Origin of the sequence: Winogradskyella sp. (genome assembly GCF_016744625.1) — a bacterium.
Classification (GTDB): domain Bacteria; phylum Bacteroidota; class Bacteroidia; order Flavobacteriales; family Flavobacteriaceae; genus Winogradskyella.
The window spans coordinates 1-16,537 of the sequence record NZ_JADGDZ010000050.1 but is presented as its reverse complement, the minus strand read 5'-3'; the positions used below and the strand labels follow the sequence as shown (position 1 = coordinate 16,537).

At 31.4% G+C, this 16,537-nt stretch carries 20 protein-coding genes and 1 pseudogene; 8 read left to right on the top strand and 13 right to left on the bottom strand.

Going from position 1 to position 16,537, the window contains the following annotated elements:
* Both QZZ53_RS11075 and QZZ53_RS11070 read left to right on the top strand, forming a co-directional pair.
* Positions 1 to 244 (top strand): annotated as a pseudogene (locus tag QZZ53_RS11075) (sterol desaturase family protein); the annotation flags it as partial.
* Between the two features lie 354 nt (positions 245 to 598).
* A complete protein-coding gene (locus tag QZZ53_RS11070) occupies positions 599 to 2,218 on the top strand; it encodes a hypothetical protein (protein ID WP_296384585.1) in 1,620 nt (539 codons plus the stop codon).
* Positions 2,219 to 2,265: 47 nt separating this feature from the next.
* Here the strand turns inward: QZZ53_RS11070 and QZZ53_RS11065 are convergent, their stop codons facing one another.
* From QZZ53_RS11065 to QZZ53_RS11055, 3 genes are read right to left on the bottom strand one after another with little or no spacing between them, the layout of a single operon-like run.
* Positions 2,266 to 2,943: a metal-dependent hydrolase gene (locus QZZ53_RS11065; RefSeq protein WP_296384582.1), complete on the bottom strand. Its 678-nt coding sequence runs from the start codon at positions 2,941 to 2,943 to the stop codon at positions 2,266 to 2,268.
* 37 nt (positions 2,944 to 2,980) lie between these two features.
* Positions 2,981 to 3,886 (bottom strand): 1,4-dihydroxy-2-naphthoate octaprenyltransferase, encoded by a 906-nt coding sequence (menA, locus tag QZZ53_RS11060; RefSeq protein WP_296384581.1) that lies wholly within the window; start codon positions 3,884 to 3,886, stop codon positions 2,981 to 2,983.
* A gap of 15 nt (positions 3,887 to 3,901) precedes the next feature.
* Entirely contained in the window at positions 3,902 to 4,741 is an 840-nt protein-coding gene (locus QZZ53_RS11055; RefSeq protein ID WP_296384579.1) for a 1,4-dihydroxy-2-naphthoyl-CoA synthase, read from the bottom strand.
* A gap of 115 nt (positions 4,742 to 4,856) precedes the next feature.
* Between QZZ53_RS11055 and QZZ53_RS11050 the strand changes: the two genes are divergently transcribed.
* Positions 4,857 to 5,264, top strand: a complete 408-nt coding sequence (locus tag QZZ53_RS11050; RefSeq protein WP_296384578.1) for a hypothetical protein — start codon at positions 4,857 to 4,859, stop codon at positions 5,262 to 5,264.
* Positions 5,265 to 5,469: 205 nt separating this feature from the next.
* Positions 5,470 to 5,898 (top strand): hypothetical protein, encoded by a 429-nt coding sequence (locus QZZ53_RS11045; RefSeq protein WP_296384576.1) that lies wholly within the window; start codon positions 5,470 to 5,472, stop codon positions 5,896 to 5,898.
* Here QZZ53_RS11045 and QZZ53_RS11040 read toward each other — a convergent pair.
* From QZZ53_RS11040 to QZZ53_RS11020, 5 genes are all read right to left on the bottom strand, one after another.
* Positions 5,887 to 6,723 carry a S1-like domain-containing RNA-binding protein gene (locus QZZ53_RS11040; RefSeq protein ID WP_296384574.1) on the bottom strand — a complete coding sequence of 279 codons (837 nt, stop codon included), beginning with the start codon at positions 6,721 to 6,723 and terminating at the stop codon, positions 5,887 to 5,889. The genes QZZ53_RS11045 and QZZ53_RS11040 overlap by 12 nt on opposite strands.
* Before the next feature lie 84 nt (positions 6,724 to 6,807).
* The gene (locus QZZ53_RS11035; RefSeq protein ID WP_296384572.1) at positions 6,808 to 7,146 is read right to left on the bottom strand and encodes a DUF2853 family protein; all 339 of its coding nucleotides are present in this window, start codon (positions 7,144 to 7,146) and stop codon (positions 6,808 to 6,810) included.
* Positions 7,147 to 7,248: 102 nt separating this feature from the next.
* The gene (menD, locus tag QZZ53_RS11030; RefSeq protein WP_296384571.1) at positions 7,249 to 9,009 is read right to left on the bottom strand and encodes a 2-succinyl-5-enolpyruvyl-6-hydroxy-3-cyclohexene-1-carboxylic-acid synthase; all 1,761 of its coding nucleotides are present in this window, start codon (positions 9,007 to 9,009) and stop codon (positions 7,249 to 7,251) included.
* A gap of 31 nt (positions 9,010 to 9,040) precedes the next feature.
* Positions 9,041 to 10,156 carry a chorismate-binding protein gene (locus tag QZZ53_RS11025; RefSeq protein WP_296384569.1) on the bottom strand — a complete coding sequence of 372 codons (1,116 nt, stop codon included), beginning with the start codon at positions 10,154 to 10,156 and terminating at the stop codon, positions 9,041 to 9,043.
* Positions 10,157 to 10,160: 4 nt separating this feature from the next.
* Positions 10,161 to 10,586, bottom strand: coding sequence for a hotdog fold thioesterase (locus QZZ53_RS11020; RefSeq protein ID WP_296384567.1), 426 nt, complete (start codon positions 10,584 to 10,586; stop codon positions 10,161 to 10,163).
* A 54-nt stretch (positions 10,587 to 10,640) separates the two neighbouring features.
* Here QZZ53_RS11020 and QZZ53_RS11015 point away from each other — a divergent pair, with 54 nt between their 5' ends.
* From QZZ53_RS11015 to QZZ53_RS11005, 3 genes are all read left to right on the top strand, one after another.
* The gene (locus QZZ53_RS11015; protein WP_296384565.1) at positions 10,641 to 11,279 is read left to right on the top strand and encodes an esterase; all 639 of its coding nucleotides are present in this window, start codon (positions 10,641 to 10,643) and stop codon (positions 11,277 to 11,279) included.
* Positions 11,280 to 11,411: 132 nt separating this feature from the next.
* Positions 11,412 to 11,639, top strand: coding sequence for a GIY-YIG nuclease family protein (locus QZZ53_RS11010; protein ID WP_296384563.1), 228 nt, complete (start codon positions 11,412 to 11,414; stop codon positions 11,637 to 11,639).
* A gap of 131 nt (positions 11,640 to 11,770) precedes the next feature.
* A complete protein-coding gene (locus QZZ53_RS11005; RefSeq protein ID WP_296384561.1) occupies positions 11,771 to 12,340 on the top strand; it encodes a GNAT family protein in 570 nt (189 codons plus the stop codon).
* 177 nt (positions 12,341 to 12,517) lie between these two features.
* Here QZZ53_RS11005 and QZZ53_RS11000 read toward each other — a convergent pair whose 3' ends face one another.
* The 3 genes from QZZ53_RS11000 to QZZ53_RS10990 all read right to left on the bottom strand — a co-directional run bounded on the left by QZZ53_RS11000 (position 12,518) and on the right by QZZ53_RS10990 (position 13,756).
* A complete protein-coding gene (locus tag QZZ53_RS11000) occupies positions 12,518 to 12,841 on the bottom strand; it encodes a YtxH domain-containing protein (RefSeq protein WP_296384559.1) in 324 nt (107 codons plus the stop codon).
* Between the two features lie 99 nt (positions 12,842 to 12,940).
* Positions 12,941 to 13,357, bottom strand: a complete 417-nt coding sequence (locus tag QZZ53_RS10995; RefSeq protein WP_296384557.1) for a hypothetical protein — start codon at positions 13,355 to 13,357, stop codon at positions 12,941 to 12,943.
* 177 nt (positions 13,358 to 13,534) lie between these two features.
* On the bottom strand, positions 13,535 to 13,756 hold the full coding sequence (locus tag QZZ53_RS10990) for a hypothetical protein (RefSeq protein ID WP_296384556.1): 222 nt from the start codon (positions 13,754 to 13,756) through the stop codon (positions 13,535 to 13,537).
* 111 nt (positions 13,757 to 13,867) lie between these two features.
* Here QZZ53_RS10990 and QZZ53_RS10985 point away from each other — a divergent pair, with 111 nt between their 5' ends.
* Positions 13,868 to 14,728, top strand: coding sequence for an AraC family transcriptional regulator (locus QZZ53_RS10985; RefSeq protein WP_296384555.1), 861 nt, complete (start codon positions 13,868 to 13,870; stop codon positions 14,726 to 14,728).
* A 115-nt stretch (positions 14,729 to 14,843) separates the two neighbouring features.
* Here the strand turns inward: QZZ53_RS10985 and QZZ53_RS10980 are convergent, their stop codons facing one another.
* Together QZZ53_RS10980 and QZZ53_RS10975 are read right to left on the bottom strand one after the other, a co-directional pair.
* Complete coding sequence (locus tag QZZ53_RS10980; protein WP_296384553.1) at positions 14,844 to 16,085, bottom strand: sigma-70 family RNA polymerase sigma factor; 1,242 nt, start codon at positions 16,083 to 16,085, stop codon at positions 14,844 to 14,846.
* Positions 16,085 to 16,432, bottom strand: coding sequence for a YciI family protein (locus QZZ53_RS10975; RefSeq protein WP_296384551.1), 348 nt, complete (start codon positions 16,430 to 16,432; stop codon positions 16,085 to 16,087). Before QZZ53_RS10975 ends, QZZ53_RS10980 begins: the two co-directional genes overlap by 1 nt.
* Positions 16,433 to 16,537: the final 105 nt, after the last annotated feature.

Below are 16,537 nucleotides of genomic sequence, written 5' to 3'. Positions count from 1 at the left end.
TCAACCAGAATTAAAAAACGAAAAAGTAACTTATGGTTTAGTAACAAATATAAAGACCTACAACCTTATTAAAATTGCATTTATTGAATGGCTAAACATGCTTAAAGATGCGTTTTCTGGTCAGAAATCATTAAGAAATAGAGTTCTATACTTAATAAAACCTCCAGGTTGGAAACATGATGGTAGTGGGAAAGTTAGTGACGATTTAAGGTCTGAGTGGTTGGAAAGTAATACAAGTAAATAATTATATTAAGAGCTGTTGTCTTGCACCATTACTAACAAAAAATTAAGGTTAAAATCTTCTATAAAACCTAAATTTCAACAGCACATATTTATAAATACTCGCTCTTTTTCTATTACTAATATTTAATGTGCGAATCCGCATTATTAAGTTCTATAACGAATATAATTACGATTAAAAGAGTTTTAGTAGAAAGCCATAGATTTAAATGTATCTTATTGTATTGTAGAATATTACAAAAACAATATCGAGAGTATTGCAAATTTAAATTAAAGAATCATTTTTAGTGATTAGCATTATTTACAAGTCAAAACATGTTTGACTAAAATTATTGCGGTTTGCAATTTATCAACCATCATGCGTGATAACGTTAAGCATATAAAATGGGGATTAAAGGATGAATTGGTTGAACTCGTTCCTCTGAAAGTAATTCAAAAAAAATATATTGGTAAAGGTCGTTCTGCAAAAGTATATCTTTCATATTCGGGTAATGAAGGAATAGCTACAAAGACATTTACTGGCGAACCTGTAAGTAAATTAATCCTTTTTATTCTAACAGGATCTGCCAATCCATATACTTGGTGCGAAGATGCAATTCAATGTGCTATGATAAGGAGAAGAATATTATCATCTTTATGTCATATTTGGTTTGAAGACAAACTGAGATTACCCAAAACATATAATTACCGTTGGAATGTAAAACACAAGGCTTTTGAAATTGATACAGAATTTATTCCTGGCAAGCATGCTCCTTTATTTAATCCATTACATACAAATCAAGTGAATTATATGTCTGAATTGAAAAACGAGATTATGAAACCTCTGAAGGATAAATTAATTGAATCTGGATTTGATGGATTAGTTTGGCAGGCTGGTAAAGGGAATCCTGTTGCAGTCAGTAATTTTATGATGCTTAATAAAGAAAACGATAGAAGACAATGGATTTGGATTGATTTAGAATCTGGTCTTCCTGCACTATTTGCGATGAATCCATTATCAACATTGTTCTATTATATTCCAAAATGTATTAAGCATAGAGGTTGGCTTTTTGATCATGTAGATTCTGAAAAACTAACCAATTACTTAACAAAGAGTAAAGATGCTATTACCATAAAACTAGGAAAATACGCTTATAATAATCTTTGTACTGATGCAGATTTGTTATCTAAAACACAAAAAAAATGGACGCATTTAACTCGACATCAAAAAAGCTTATATTATGCAGCATCTCAAAAAAAAATAACAGAAGAATCTAAAATATATTATGAAAACAAGCCTATACGTTGGTTTATAAAAAATAGTGCAACCTTTTTAAAATCAGCAATTAAAAATACAGAAGAACTTGTTGTTAAATTTTTAAATAAAGTTTATAATTTTCGATACAAGAAATTTATTAAGCGTCTGTACCTCTATTTTTCAAGTGCAAAATACCGTTGGAGATTGACCAAATGGTATTTGAAAAAAGAAATTGATAAATGGTATTCTAGAAAGTTCTTCACTGAGTCAGAATCCAAATTTCTCAAGAGTGAACTCCAAAAAGACGATAAAAGTTCATATCTAACAGATTTCAGTATTCATATAGGTATAAAACCATTTGTTAAAATTTTTAGTTTTATAATAATGCCTCTATTGATTGCTGGTGGTATCTTCAGCATTCAATCAGGAACAATAATAATTTTAGTATCAGGTTCTGTAGCAAGAACATTATATACAGTTTGGAGAATGTCTCATAGTCTTATTAGTTCTAAACCTCATTTTCCAATTATAGCCTTAATTATAGGCTTGTTTCCAATCATAGGAAACCTAGCTTATCCAGCAGAATTAATTTATCAAAGTACAGGTAGCCGGAATAAAGTATCTAAATTTATAATTTATTCATTTAGCGCCAAAGCAGGATCTAAAATTCCAATTTGGGGAGGAAAAGACAGTGAAATTGAGCATCTTTTTAATAGAATATGCCATTTGATATTAAAATAGACCACAAAAAAATGGAGAGTTTTTGTATTATGATTTTTTTTTAAGTTTTAAAGTTCAACACTCTCACCAATATCCAACAACATCAAATCTTTATTCTTATCAAAAAACATACGTTTTGCTACTTCGTGGTCAATTTCAATATAGCCAAACGTATCAAAGTGATAACCTAATATCTTATCGCATTCTACAAAATCACTAGCTATGATTGCATCATTTATTCCCATTGTAAAATTATCTCCGATAGGTAGAATCGCTAAATCGAGTTTGGTTTGCATTGGTATAAGTTTCATATCCATTGTCAACGCTGTGTCTCCTGCTATATATATATTTTTACGCTCTCCTTCAATAATAAAACCACCTGGTTGTCCACCATATGTTCCATCTGGAAACGATGACGTGTGAATAGCATTAACATATTTAAGACTTCCAAAGTCAAAATCCCAAGTACCACCATGATTCATAGGATGACCTTCTAATCCTAGACTTTGATAATGTACTACAATTTCATAATTAGAAACGATTACCGCTCCTGTGCGTTTAGCTATAGCTGCAACATCTAAAATATGATCTTGATGTGCATGTGTTACTAAGATATAATCCGCTTTTAAGCTATCGATATCAATTGCTGATGCGTTTTCGTTGCCACTTATAAATGGGTCAACAAGAATATGAATGTCTTTAATTTGAATACCTAAACTGGCATGACCATAGAATGTTATTTTCATTTTTATAAAAATTTAAGGAACAAAACAATCCTTAAATTTAATACAAAATATAGCCAACACCTAGAAGTAAAGCAAATAGAAACGTAGATAAAGCTAAAACTTTTAACTGACTATCAAAGTCATTAGGTAGCTTAGCTACTTTTATCTTTTTTACATGAATTATTAACGGAATAAATGCAAGGAGATATATAAAGTTATAAGGCTCTACATAATATAAAACTGAGAAGATTACAGTAATAACCATTGCACCAACAATTAAAAAGTAATGATATTTTTTGGCACGATCTAAACCTAACTTTACTGCCATTGTTATTTTGCCAGCATTAGCATCAGAGTTAATATCTCGCATATTATTAAGGTTTAAAACACCAACACTTAATAAACCTAAAGCAATTGCAGGAAGAATAACAACATGATCTATAGTATGCATATAGAGCAAATAACTCCCGATAGTACTCATTAATCCAAAAAACACAAACACAAAGACATCTCCTAAAGACCTGTAGCCATATGGTGAATCTCCCATAGTGTAATTTAGAGCAGCATAAACGGATAAGCCGCCAAGAAAAATAAATAGCAACAGAAAAAGGAAATTAGTTGGTCCAAAAGCTGCCCAAATAAGAGATAAAGTTAGAATGATAACTATTATAATATTAAATTTTATAGCATCAAGCATTTCTTCTGGTGTAATCTCACCACTTTGAATTGCACGTTCAGGACCAACACGTTCTTCATTGTCTGTACCTCTAACACCATCACCATAATCATTAGCAAGATTAGATAAAACTTGCAAACTCATAGTTGTTAAAATGGCTAGTACTAAAACCCACCAACTAAAATGTCCATTATAATAGGCAAAACAGGTTCCTAAGATTATTCCAGAAACTGAAAGTGGTAATGTTCTTAAGCGCATGGCAGAAAGCCATGGTTTAATTTTTCTCATTCAAAGTTGTTTAGATTAAGGTATCCATTTCTTCGGAAAGTTAGGTTTCCTTTTTTCTAAAAAGGCATCTCTACCTTCTTTTGCTTCCTCTGTCATGTATGCTAATCGTGTTGCTTCACCAGCAAAAACTTGCTGACCAACCATACCATCATCGGTAAGGTTCATAGCAAATTTTAGCATTTTTATTGATGTTGGTGATTTAGCCAATATTTCTTGAGCCCATTCATAGGCAGTAGCTTCTAATTCAGAATGAGGAATCACAGCATTTACCATTCCCATTTCATAAGCTTCTTGTGCAGAATAGTTTCTTCCTAAAAAGAATATTTCTCTAGCTCTTTTCTGACCAACCATTTTAGCTAAATATGCTGAACCATATCCACCATCAAAACTTGTTACATCTGCATCAGTTTGTTTAAAAATAGCATGTTCTTTACTCGCTAAAGTTAAATCACAAACTACATGTAAACTATGTCCACCACCAACTGCCCAACCTGGTACAACTGCAATAACTGCTTTTGGCATAAAACGAATTAGACGTTGTACCTCTAATATATTTAAACGATGATAGCCGTCTTCACCAACATAACCTTGTTTACCTCTAGCCTTTTGATCACCACCAGAACAAAAACTCCAAATACCATCTTTAGACGATGGTCCTTCTGCACTTAAGAGCACAACACCAATATTTACATCTTCATTTGCATCATAAAATGCGTCGTAAAGCTCTGAAGTGGTTTTTGGCCGAAAGGCGTTTCGTACATCTGGGCGATTAAAGGCTATTCTTGCAACTCCGTTGCACTTAGAATACGTAATATCTTCATAAGATTTGGCAACTTTCCAATCTATATGACTCATTTTTTTCAATGTTTAGAACGCAAAAATAAGGAATTAATAATAATGAGCTAAGCATAATTTTTTATTAGTTTTTATTATGTACGCATAGTATATTTGCATCCGTTTTATAATTATAATGATTAATAGCCCTTACCTTAATAGCAAAGACTATGCGCTCCTTAATGTGAAATTAGGGAGTGTGTATCTTTTTGATAATTATGTAGTTGTAGAGTTTAACGAAGGTGTCGATATCAATTTTAACAACTTCAAAGAAGTATCAGACATTATCAAAAAGCAATATGATGATAGACCTTTTGGCTTTATCGCTAATCGATTAAACTCCTACTCTATAGATCTTACAGATGCGACAAAATTCAATGCGAATTTCCCAAATTTGAAAGCTTATGCTATTGTGGTTTATAATTCATTCACGCAACGTGTTTTTGAAATAGAAAATCACTTCTTTAAATTTAATAGAGAAGCCTTCAAAAATCTTGAAAATGCCGCTGAATGGGTCGAACAAACACTATCTATTGACAATTAGTATACGTATTATTTCTATCTATAAATTAAAAAGTTAAATAAGCTTGAGTTTTACTTGACTAAAACTATTAGCTTCAATCTATATATATAATCCTAAATAGCTCGTATTCATATTTTTATGTGACTTATTTAAAATTATAGTGTCTAATAATAGGCTTTGGTTATCAAGCCCATAAAATTTGGCTATAAATAAATACTATTGGAGCATGAACATTGAAAAAACAAACTTATCTGCACAAATTGTTAAACAAGCAAAATCCGAAGTAGGTACAGTCCATTTCTTTAAAGACCTAGCTGTTGTAGAATTTTATGAAGGTGTGCATATAGATATAGCCACTGTAAAAAAAACGATTTCAGATCTTATTGATTATTTCGGACAATCAAAACCTTTTGGCATCATTGCTAATAGAATTAACTCCTATTCAGTTGCTCTTCTAGATATAAAAGATGCGAGATTGGCTTTGCCTAATTTAAAGGCTTATGGTATTGTTAGCTATAGTAGTGCTAGCCGAATGAGTGCGGAAATTGAAAGCAGCATTTGTGAATGGAAAGATATATGCTTTGATAATCTTCATGAAGGATTAGATACTATATATAAAAGAGTTAAAGACAGTATTAATGTATCACTCAACTAATCTAATACCTTCATTAACTTCAATAGTGATTTGTCTTTCCTTATAAAGTGATCCTATGGCTTTTTTGAAGCTCTTTTTACTCATTTGAAGCAATTCCTTAATTTCTTCTGGATTAGATTTATCATGAAGTGGTAAAAAACCACCATTATCATGTAATTCGTTTAAAACATGTTCTGCATTAGGCTCTATATTTCTATAACCTATTTGATTTAATGAAACATCTAACTTATTGTCTTGGCGTACTTTCTTTATAATACCTTTTAAACGATCACCTACACTAATATCTTTATAAATATCGTCTCTAAAAATTAGACCTGAGTGAATTTTATTTACAATAACATTCATTCCTAATTCTGAAGGATGTGATACAATTAAATCAACTTCATCAAATTGAGCTACAGTCAATTCTTTATTGTCTAGAAAGCTATTTGTTTTACTCGAAGCAACGAGACGTTCAGTTTCATCGTCTAAATAACAATGCACTAAATACCATCCGCCAGATTTCATCTTAAAGGCTTGTTCCTTAAATGGGCAAAACAATTCTTTTACCAAACCCCAATCTAAAAATGCTCCGAAATTAGTGACTTGATTGCAGCGTAATAAAGCAAAATCTCCATTTTTTATATAGGGTTGATCTGTAGTTGCAACTGGTCGTTCTTCATTATCTAAATAGACAAAGACTTCAATTTTCTCACCTATTTCAAATACTTCAGGCACATAACGATTTGGTAATAAAACTTCATTATCATTTCCATCTCCTAAGAATAATCCTGGTTCTGTATCTCTTAAAATTTCGAGAGTATTGTATTCGCCTAAATATATCATGCTGCAAAGGTATTCATATTAACACAAAGAAAAAGCGCTATAATTATTTAATTATAGCGCTTCTAAATATTTTAAATCTATTTACTAGTAAACAGATGCTTTGTTAAAATGTGTACACAATAAATAATAAACTACCGCTCTATACTTGTTTCTATTAGATTGTCCATAAGTATCCATTACAGAAGCAATAGCTTTATCTAAATCAGCACTATCTTTTAATCCTAATTTTTTGATTAAATAGTTGTTTTTTACAGTTGCTAATTCTTTTTCGTCAGAACCAGAAACAGTCGATGAATCTGCATTATAAATCGAAGGACCTAAACCAACAGTTACTTTAGTTAATAAATCCATGTCTGCATTAACACCACATTTGTCTTTTAAATCTGCCGCATACTTTGCGATTAAGTCATCTCTTTTACTCATTTTGTAATTATTTTAGGTTAAAAAATTGTCTCACTAAAGGTAAGTAATTTTTAGACACACAAAAAGTGAATAAGTCACTTGTTCTTAATATTTAACAAAAGGTTACTTTATAAATTTAAAATAATCTAAGAGTATATCATCATTACTTCTAGAAGGTGTAAATACTTCTAATAACTTTGGTTCATTAGACGTCTCATAGAATGTTACTAGTTCATCTTCTAAAGATATTCCATCTGTAGCTTTGTGATATTCAAAACCATACATCTCACATAATTGCTTGGCAGATAAATGATGCTTTGTTTCGAAAAAAGTATCAAAATTAGCTGTATTCTTATGTCCTGGCAAGATTCTAAAAATGCCACCTCCTTCATTATTAATAACTATAATTCTAAAATTCTTAGGAATGTAATTATTCCATAGCGCATTACTATCATAAAAAAAGCTTAAATCACCAGTTACAAATGTCACTTGTTTTTTGATAGCAACTGCTGCACCAATTGCAGTACTCGTACTTCCATCAATACCACTGGTTCCTCTGTTGCAAAACACCTCAATACGTTTAGGTAGTTGAAATAATTGTGTATAACGAATGGCAGAACTATTACCAACTTGTAATTGACTTAACTCAGGTATGTTTTTTAAAATGGTATTAAAGACTGAAAAATCTGAAAATGCAATGGTTTTTAGATAAGCATCGTGTAGTTTCCGACGTTTCTGTCGTACTACTAACCAGTTCGCTTTATAAGTACTTTTTGTATGATGTGTTACTTGCTGTAAAAACACACTTAAAAATGTATTCGGAGTTAATTTAATATGTTTATCTAAACAGAAAAAGGTATCATTAGCTCTAAACGAATCTACATGCCAATGATGTGTTGGTTTGTAAGTTCTTAAAAAGGCTTTTATCTTTTTAGAAACCACTAAACCACCGAAAGTTAATAATATTTCGGGCTGTAATGCTTTAAAACCTTCTTTATCTAATGGTGCTATGATTTTGTCTATTCCAGAGAAAAAGTCGGGATGATGTAAATTAGAAGTCGTTTCTGTAAACACTAAAACGCTATCATCATCAACCAATTTTTGCAACCATTTTTCTTCGATAGAATTGGGTTGTAAAACACCTACTAAAATCATCTTCCGTTTTGTACTATGCCATACGTTTAAAAGACTTTTAATTTCAAAATCATCTATATTATCTATTCGATTTTGAAGCTTAAACTGTTTTGGATTAATAGACAATTCTTCAACCGTTTCGTATAAAGGTTCATCAAAAGGAATATTAATATGAACTGGTCCTGATTTTATGGCAGCAAGAGATAGTGAATCATGAATCTCAGACTCATTATAAGATTGAATATCTTTTTGAAATCCTAAAAAACGTTCGAGCTTATTCTCAATGCTTTTAATTATTGGCAACTCATTTTCTTTAACGGTCTTATCTTCTTCCTTTAAATCTAATTTTAGGTTCGCGTTATATAATACATGCTCGCCATAAATATTTTTCTGTTTTATGGTTTGGCCATCTCCAACATCTATCAAATGTTTTGGTCTATCTGCAGATAATACAACCAATGGAATATGACTGTAATAGGCTTCTGCAATTGCAGGATAATAATTCAATAAAGCACTGCCAGATGTACAAACTACTGCAACTGGCTCTTGTATTTGTTGTGCAATTCCGAGTGCGAAAAAAGCAGCACAACGTTCATCAACAATACTGTAACAGTTAAAAAAGTCATCGTGTGTAAACCCAATGGTTAAAGGAGCGTTTCTGCTTCCTGGAGAAATTACAATGTGTTTAATATTATGCGTTTTGCATAAGGTAACTACGGTTTGGGATAAGGGAATTTTAGAGTGCTTCATTACTTACAAATATAGAAAAATCTATAAGTTCTTAACCAAGCACATTACCAATTGTTTTAGTTTTATTAACGGTTTCTTCCCATTCATTTTCTGGATTAGAATCTTTGGTAATTCCACCTCCAACATAAATAACAGCCTTACTTTTAAGCAATTGTACACAACGCAAGTTTACGTAAAAATTAGACTGTGCTTTTACAACAGCGTAAGCGTTATTCTCTACATTACGTCTGTTTGTATTTCTTGTTTTAGATTGTTTTAAATTAAGCTCTCCTAAAAACCCTGTGTAGTATTCTCTGTTATAACCTTCATTTTGAAGGATAAAATCTTTAGCATCTTGCTTAGGAAAACCACAGACTGCTGGTGTTGGATGCAAGGCTTCTATAATAGATTTTAAACTTGCAGAAGAATCAATTAAGCTTGTAATTCTAGATTTGAGATGAAGTAAATTTCCTGCTCTAATGGTTTCAACATCAGACACATTAATCTGCTTGGTGTAGGGTTCAATCTTATTAATAATATAATCCGTTACGATTTTTTGTTCTTCAACTTCTTTGTTGGTCCATAATGCCTCAACGTCTTTATTAAAAGATTGCGTGCCTGCTAATGAAATTGTTGTTAGCTGCTTACCTTCTACTTTAAACAATAATTCTGGTGTTGCACCTAACCATAACCCAACCTTAGGATGGTACCAACAATATACCATCGCATTTTTATAAGTATTATATAGTGTTTTGAAAATTGAAATTGGATTATTGTTTTGCAATGATTTAGCTTCACATCGAGACAACACCACTTTTTTGAATTCTCCGTCTTTAATGGCTTCAATTCCTTTTGAAACTAATTCAATATGAGCGTTTTTATTAGTTGCAGCAATTGTAGCATCGCTTACTTTATCATCAATTTCTATCTGATTGACTTCTAAACTATAATGCTCGCATTCAGCTTCTAAAAAAACAATACTTTCATCTTTAAAATCGAAAGGTGCAAACACAAATCCACTTTCAGAAAACGTTTCAGTTTTATGCAATGTATTGTCTTTCTGCAACCAACATTTAATAACAGAATTTATGGGTCTGCTATAAACCACAAAAGGTAATTGATTAGAATACTGAGTTTCTAGAGCTTCAAAAAATGAATCCTCATTCATCCTTTTATTTACTTTTTGGAAGTGAAATTGTAGATAAACGACAAATAGAAATTAAATTACCAGCCTCGTCTGTAACTCTAATATCTAGAAGTTGTGTTGTACGACCTTTGTGCAAAAACGTAGCTTTTGCATACACAAAACCTTCTGTTACACTTTTAAGATGGTTTGCTGTAATTTCTATACCTCTAACAAAGTATTTATCTAAATTTGTAAAAAAATGCGAAGCAAAACTACCAACGCTTTCTGCTAAAGCTGCTGTAGCGCCACCATGTAAAACACCATCTGGTTGGTGTACTCTTGGTGTTACTGGCATTCTTGCAACTAAGAAATCATCTCCAAAATCCACAATCTCAATACTTAAGGTTTCCATTAAGGTGTTTTTGCATATAGCATTAGCCTTAGCCAATGTGTCTTCCTTAGATAATTGCATATAATACTGTATTTTTATTCTTGATTAACAAAAGTACTGAAACTACCTAGAATAATGAATTCGCAAGAGAAAGAAATCACATATACAACAAGCAACTCCTACTCTACTTTAAACCAACTTACAGAACACACCAAAACGGTTTGGTTTGTTTGCCATGGCATGGGTTATCTTAGTCAGTACTTTCTAAAATATTTTAAAAGTTTAAATACTGAAGAGAATTATATCATCGCTCCACAAGCTCCAAGTAAATATTATATTCAACCAAAAATGCATATTGGCGCCAATTGGTTAACAAGAAATAATACTGAAGCCGGAATGAAAAATATTCTAAATTATTTTGATACGGTTTTTGAAGCTGAACAAATTCCAAATGATATTAACCTTATTATCCTAGGTTATTCTCAAGGTGTCAGTGTGGCTATGCGCTATATGGTGAAGCGACAATTGCAATGCTCTCAGTTAGTATTGCATTCTGGTGGCATTCCTAAAGAATTAAATGCTGAAGATTTTGAATATTTAAATGAATCTACCAAAGTGAAATTGATTTATGGTACTAACGATGAGTATTTGGATGAAGCGCGTATAAAGCAAGAATCGGAACGTGCTGTTTCACTTTTTGGAGATAGAGTTACTATTCTTCCATTTGATGGAAAGCATGTGGTTAATGTAAATTATATAAATGATTTGATTTAAATAGAATCTTCATTGCGAGGACGAAGGACGTGGCAATCTCATGAAATGTACAAATTATTATGAAAAAATCTCATGTGTATTTCATGGCTAACAAAAAATAACACTACGATTTATGTAGGTATCACCTCGAATTTGACAAAAAGAGTTTATCAACACAAAACCAAAACGTATAAAGGATTTACAACAAAATATAATTGTGATAAATTAGTATATCTTGAAGAATATGGTACCATTGAAGAGGCCATTGTGAGAGAAAAACAAATAAAAAAAGGAAACAGAAAACGAAAAGAAAATCTAATCAACAAAAATAATCCAGAATGGAATGATTTATCTGAAGGTTGGCTTTTTTACTTTGAATAAAACAATATCAATTAAAACGTCATTACGAGGAATGCAGTGACGTGGTAATCTCATGATGCGAAGAATTATCAATAAACAGATTGCGAAGCTGACAAAAAAGTCAGCTTCGCAATGACGGAAACCAGAAATTTATGAACATACCAACACTAGAAAACAACAGAGTAAAACTCACATTATTAGACTTAAGTAATTATAGCAACTTAGAGTCTATTACAAAAGAAAAAGACCTCATTCTCTATTCTCCTTCAGATATTTCTACACCAGAAAAATTGAGAGATTATGTTCAAGTTGCTGTTGATGGCTACTACCATAAAACTACTATTCCTTTTATAATTTATGATAAAGAAAAGCAAACTTATGCTGGCTCTACACGGTTTGGTTTAATAAACTGGAAAAATAAAGTATTGCATATTGGTTGGACATGGATTGGAAACAATTTTCAAGGCACAGGACTCAATGCCAACATGAAATTTTTAATGTTGCAATATGTTTTTGAAACTTTAGAATTTGAAAAAGTAGAATTCCGTATTGACGAACGTAATAATAAATCTCGTCGTGCTGTAGAAAAATTAGGTGCAACTCTAGAAGGTATCTTAAGACAAGATACAGTTATGAATGATGGCTTTAGACGCAGTACGTGCTGTTATGGCATATTAAAAGCAGAATGGCCAGATATAAAAACAAAGATTTTCTCTATTTAGATAAATAAATAATAATCCAATTGTCATTACGAGGAATGAGGTACGAATGACGTGTTTAAATCGTCATTGCGAGGACGAAGGACGTGGCAATCTGTTTATTGGTAATTCTTCGCGTCATGAGGTTGCCACAGCTGACAAAAAAGCCAGCTTCACAATGACAATACAATTTATATTCTTTTAGCTCGTCTGCTGTAGCATCTTATTCTTTTCTTTTAGTACAGCTAATTGCTTTTCTAAAAACGTAATCGCTTGTTCTGTTTTATAACTTGTCTTAGATGCAAAGTCTTTTAAATCTTCCTTAAATTTATCTTTACCAGACTCTGCGGCTTTAGATAAATCATCTTTTACTTCTGTAAAATCAGTAGTAATTTGGTTTTTAATATCCTTGCCTTCTTTTTTAAGCGTATCTCTGGTAACACTACCTTTTTCTGGTGCTAATAATACTCCTGCTGCTGCTCCTATTAATGCGCCTAAAACTAGGGCTCCTTTAAACTGAATCATATCTTTTTTCTTTTAATTAAACTTGTTTTACTTATATGTAGTAAAACTTACTGTTTTGTTACAAACAAGTTTAATACCAAGTGTTTGTAATTCATATTATTAAACAGTTTTAAATATTTTTTTTATTATAGCTTGAATATCCGTTACAAAACCTTTATACTTGTCTTGAGTAATTTTCTTTAAAATAGAATCAACTCTATCATATTCGATTTTATCAATTTCTCCAATATTACTCAAATTATCTATTAAATCTTTTAAGTAGAATTCTAAAGGAGAATTACGCTTAATTAATAAATCCAACTCATATAATCTATATCTTAAAGAATTTTTAAAAATACCTTGACCATCCCACATTTGTGCTCTTACTCTTGCTATATCCATTTCAATACTATTTTTAGAAAATTCAGCATCAGATTGAACTTCAGATATTAAATCTTTTAAATTTAATTCTTTTTGTTTAAAGTCTTGCTTAATAGAAGTCAGGATTTCATCATTAATCTGTTTTGTTAGTTGCATTTGATTATTAAAATTGTTTACCATAGTCTCAATCTGTTTCTCAACATTGCTATTAAGATTTGTAATTTGTTGGGTATAGTTTTCATTAAAACTCTTTAATAATCCTTGGAATTCTTTTTCTGTTTCTTTTAAATTTTTATCAATTTTATCCTTGTACTTATTTTGATCCTTCTTATTTTATTCTATAAATTCTTCATAATTTTTTTGAATTTTTAAATCAAACTGTTGAATCAAGTTTTCTAATTCTTTTTTATTATATCGAAAATTAAAAAAAATATTAGTTCCAAATATTGCTAGTATTATTACTATTATACTTCCCATAGACCATTGAAATATTTCTTGAATACCTGATGTTTCTTCTTGAAATTGCTCATAAAGAATTTTGTAAACTTCAGCCAAATTATTTTGCTTTAATGTTTTAGAAGTTTCTTTTATAACTATACATAGCAAGATTGGAAAAGTAAAACCTATAAATTACTTTTAGTTTTGTCTTAATAGAAACGATAACACATGGCAGAACAACCAAAGTCTAAGTCTTATTATCAGCAGAATTTAAATAAAGTTGTGGATTATATCCATAACCATTTAGATACTAAGATAGATATTGCGCAATTGGCAGACTTGTCTCATTTTTCGAAATTTCATTTTCATCGCATTACTCGAGCTATGCTTGGCGAGCCTATTGGTGCATATATTACAAGAGCACGTATAGAAACGGCAGCTAAGATGATTAGATATTCAGAAAACCAAATTGAGCAAATAGCTTATAGTGTAGGTTTTGAGACACCTTCTTCCCTATCTAAAGCGTTTAAAAATCATTTTGGTGTTTCGCCTAGTGCGTATCGTAAAAATAAAAAACTCATCATTAAAACAACAAACATTATGAAAACAGAACTCAACATTAAAAAACCAAAAATCTTAGATATAGAAGACCAAAAATGTCTCTACTACAGTATGCAAGGTGCTTATCAAGACTTAGACTATGGCTCTGCTTGGGAAAAACTTTGGGCAGAAGTAAAAACTCAAAAACTATTTACTAAAGGTATAAATCATATTGGTTTACCATACGATGACCCTAAGGTTACTGAAGCAGATAAAATTCGCTATGATGCGTGTTTAATTATTCATAAAGATGCTAAACCAAATGAAGATGTTGGCGTTAAAGAATTAAAAGGCGGTAAGTTTGCTGTATTCTTATACCAAGGCAGTTATAAATACTTTGCAGATGTTTATAATTACATGTTTAATGAGTGGTTAATCAACACAGACTACGAGCTCAGAGATGCTCCTTGTAGAGAGAAATATATTAATGATGCAAGACGTGTTGAAGAACATAAATTAAAGACTGAGTTTTATATTCCTATTAAATAGAACAGTCATTACGAGGACAAAGGACGTGGTAATCTACTTAATGGTAATTCTTCGCATCATGAGATTGCCACATCACGCCTCAAAACCGTGATGCGCAATGACGTAAAATTGAGTGTTATTTGAGTAACCAAGTAGCTCGCTTTTTCAATAAATACATTTTTTCTAAGGTATTCGTAACTGTTTTTAAAGCTAAATCTATTTGTGATAAAGCTTCATCAATATTATCGGTTTCAGCATAATAATCTGCCTTAGCTGCATAGTACAGATAAGCACGTTGTTCTAAGGCTTCCGGTTGTAGTTGCCTAAAGTAAGTATCAGCTTTCTCATAATCTTTATTCTGAATACTAATTACAGCCATAGTAAGTATATGCGATGGCATTGGTTGCAAGCTGTAAAGTGCTTCATACCACTGTAAAATCTTATTCCAATCCGTTTCCCAAAAAGTAGCAGCACGCAGATGTTCTGCAGCTATAGCTGCTTCATAATGATAACATGAGAAATGTTCTGTCTCAACTGCTTTGGTCATCATAGTATTGCCTAATTGCACTAATGGGAAATGCCATAAAGATCTATCTTGTTGTTTTAAATCCAATAGTTCGTTATCTACGCTTTGTTTTGCATCTAGTCGTGATGAATGGAAACACATCAATGCAAAAAGCGCATAGCTTTCGGGTAATCTTGTTTGTTTATGTTTTAACAATAGTTTACATAAACGCATGGCTTCGCTGCATAAATCTGCTCTAATTAATTGGTCTTTACTGTTAGAATGAAAGCCTTCGTTAAAAATGAGGTATAATACTTCCATTACGCTTTCTATGCGTTCTGGTAATGTTTTTCCATGTGGAATATGAAATTGTATTTCAGACTTCTGAATGGCCTTTCTGGCACGCATTAAACGTTTTTTAATGGTGTCTTCTTTTGCCAATAATGCTGAAGCAATTTCTTTGATGCTAAAACCAGAAACCGTTTTTAAAGCAAATGAAATACGATCTCTTGGATCTAGTTTAGGATGACACGCGATAAATATCATTCTCAGTTGTGCATCTTCAATTTCGGAATCTAAGAACAATTCATTAATTGCAATAGCATCCGTTCCTTGTGTAATATTTGGAAGATTATTTTTTTGAGATTTTAAAGTTCTAAAGATGTCTAAAACTCTATTTTTAGCGGCTTTGGTTAACCAAGCTTCAGGATATTCTGGTTGTTGTTTTCGCCAAGATAAACTGGCTTTTATAAAAGTGTCTTGGACTGCATCTTCGATTATTTGGAGATTAGACAATCCAAATATTCGTGTTAAAACAGAGACCATCTTTCCACTATGATGTCGAAATAGATGGTCTATGTCTTTATATTCCATTACTTATCAAACACCATTACTTCACGAATCTCAACTGTACCATCTAAATCATAATCTGGGAAATCTTGAGCAATTTCTTCTACAGCATCAAAATCTTTAGCTTCAACCAAATAGTAACCACCTACAATTTCTTTTACCTCAGCAGAGGTTAAATCTGTAACTGTTCTGTTTTCACCAACAATACGTCTCATTCCTGGATTTAAGGCATTTCCTCCTCTTAAAACACCTGCTTGTTCCATTTTGTTTCCCCAAGCAAACCATTTTCCCATTCTGTTTTGAAGTTCTTCAGGAGATAAGCCTAAGTCAGCATAATCTGCTCCACTAAAAATCATCATAAATTCTTTCATAATTTCTAAAATTTAATTGTTTATACTCTTAAGACGTTCTCCAAAATATAAAAGGGGACAATTTATTCGAAAAATAAATTTCTGTATGAATATATAAACTTTATA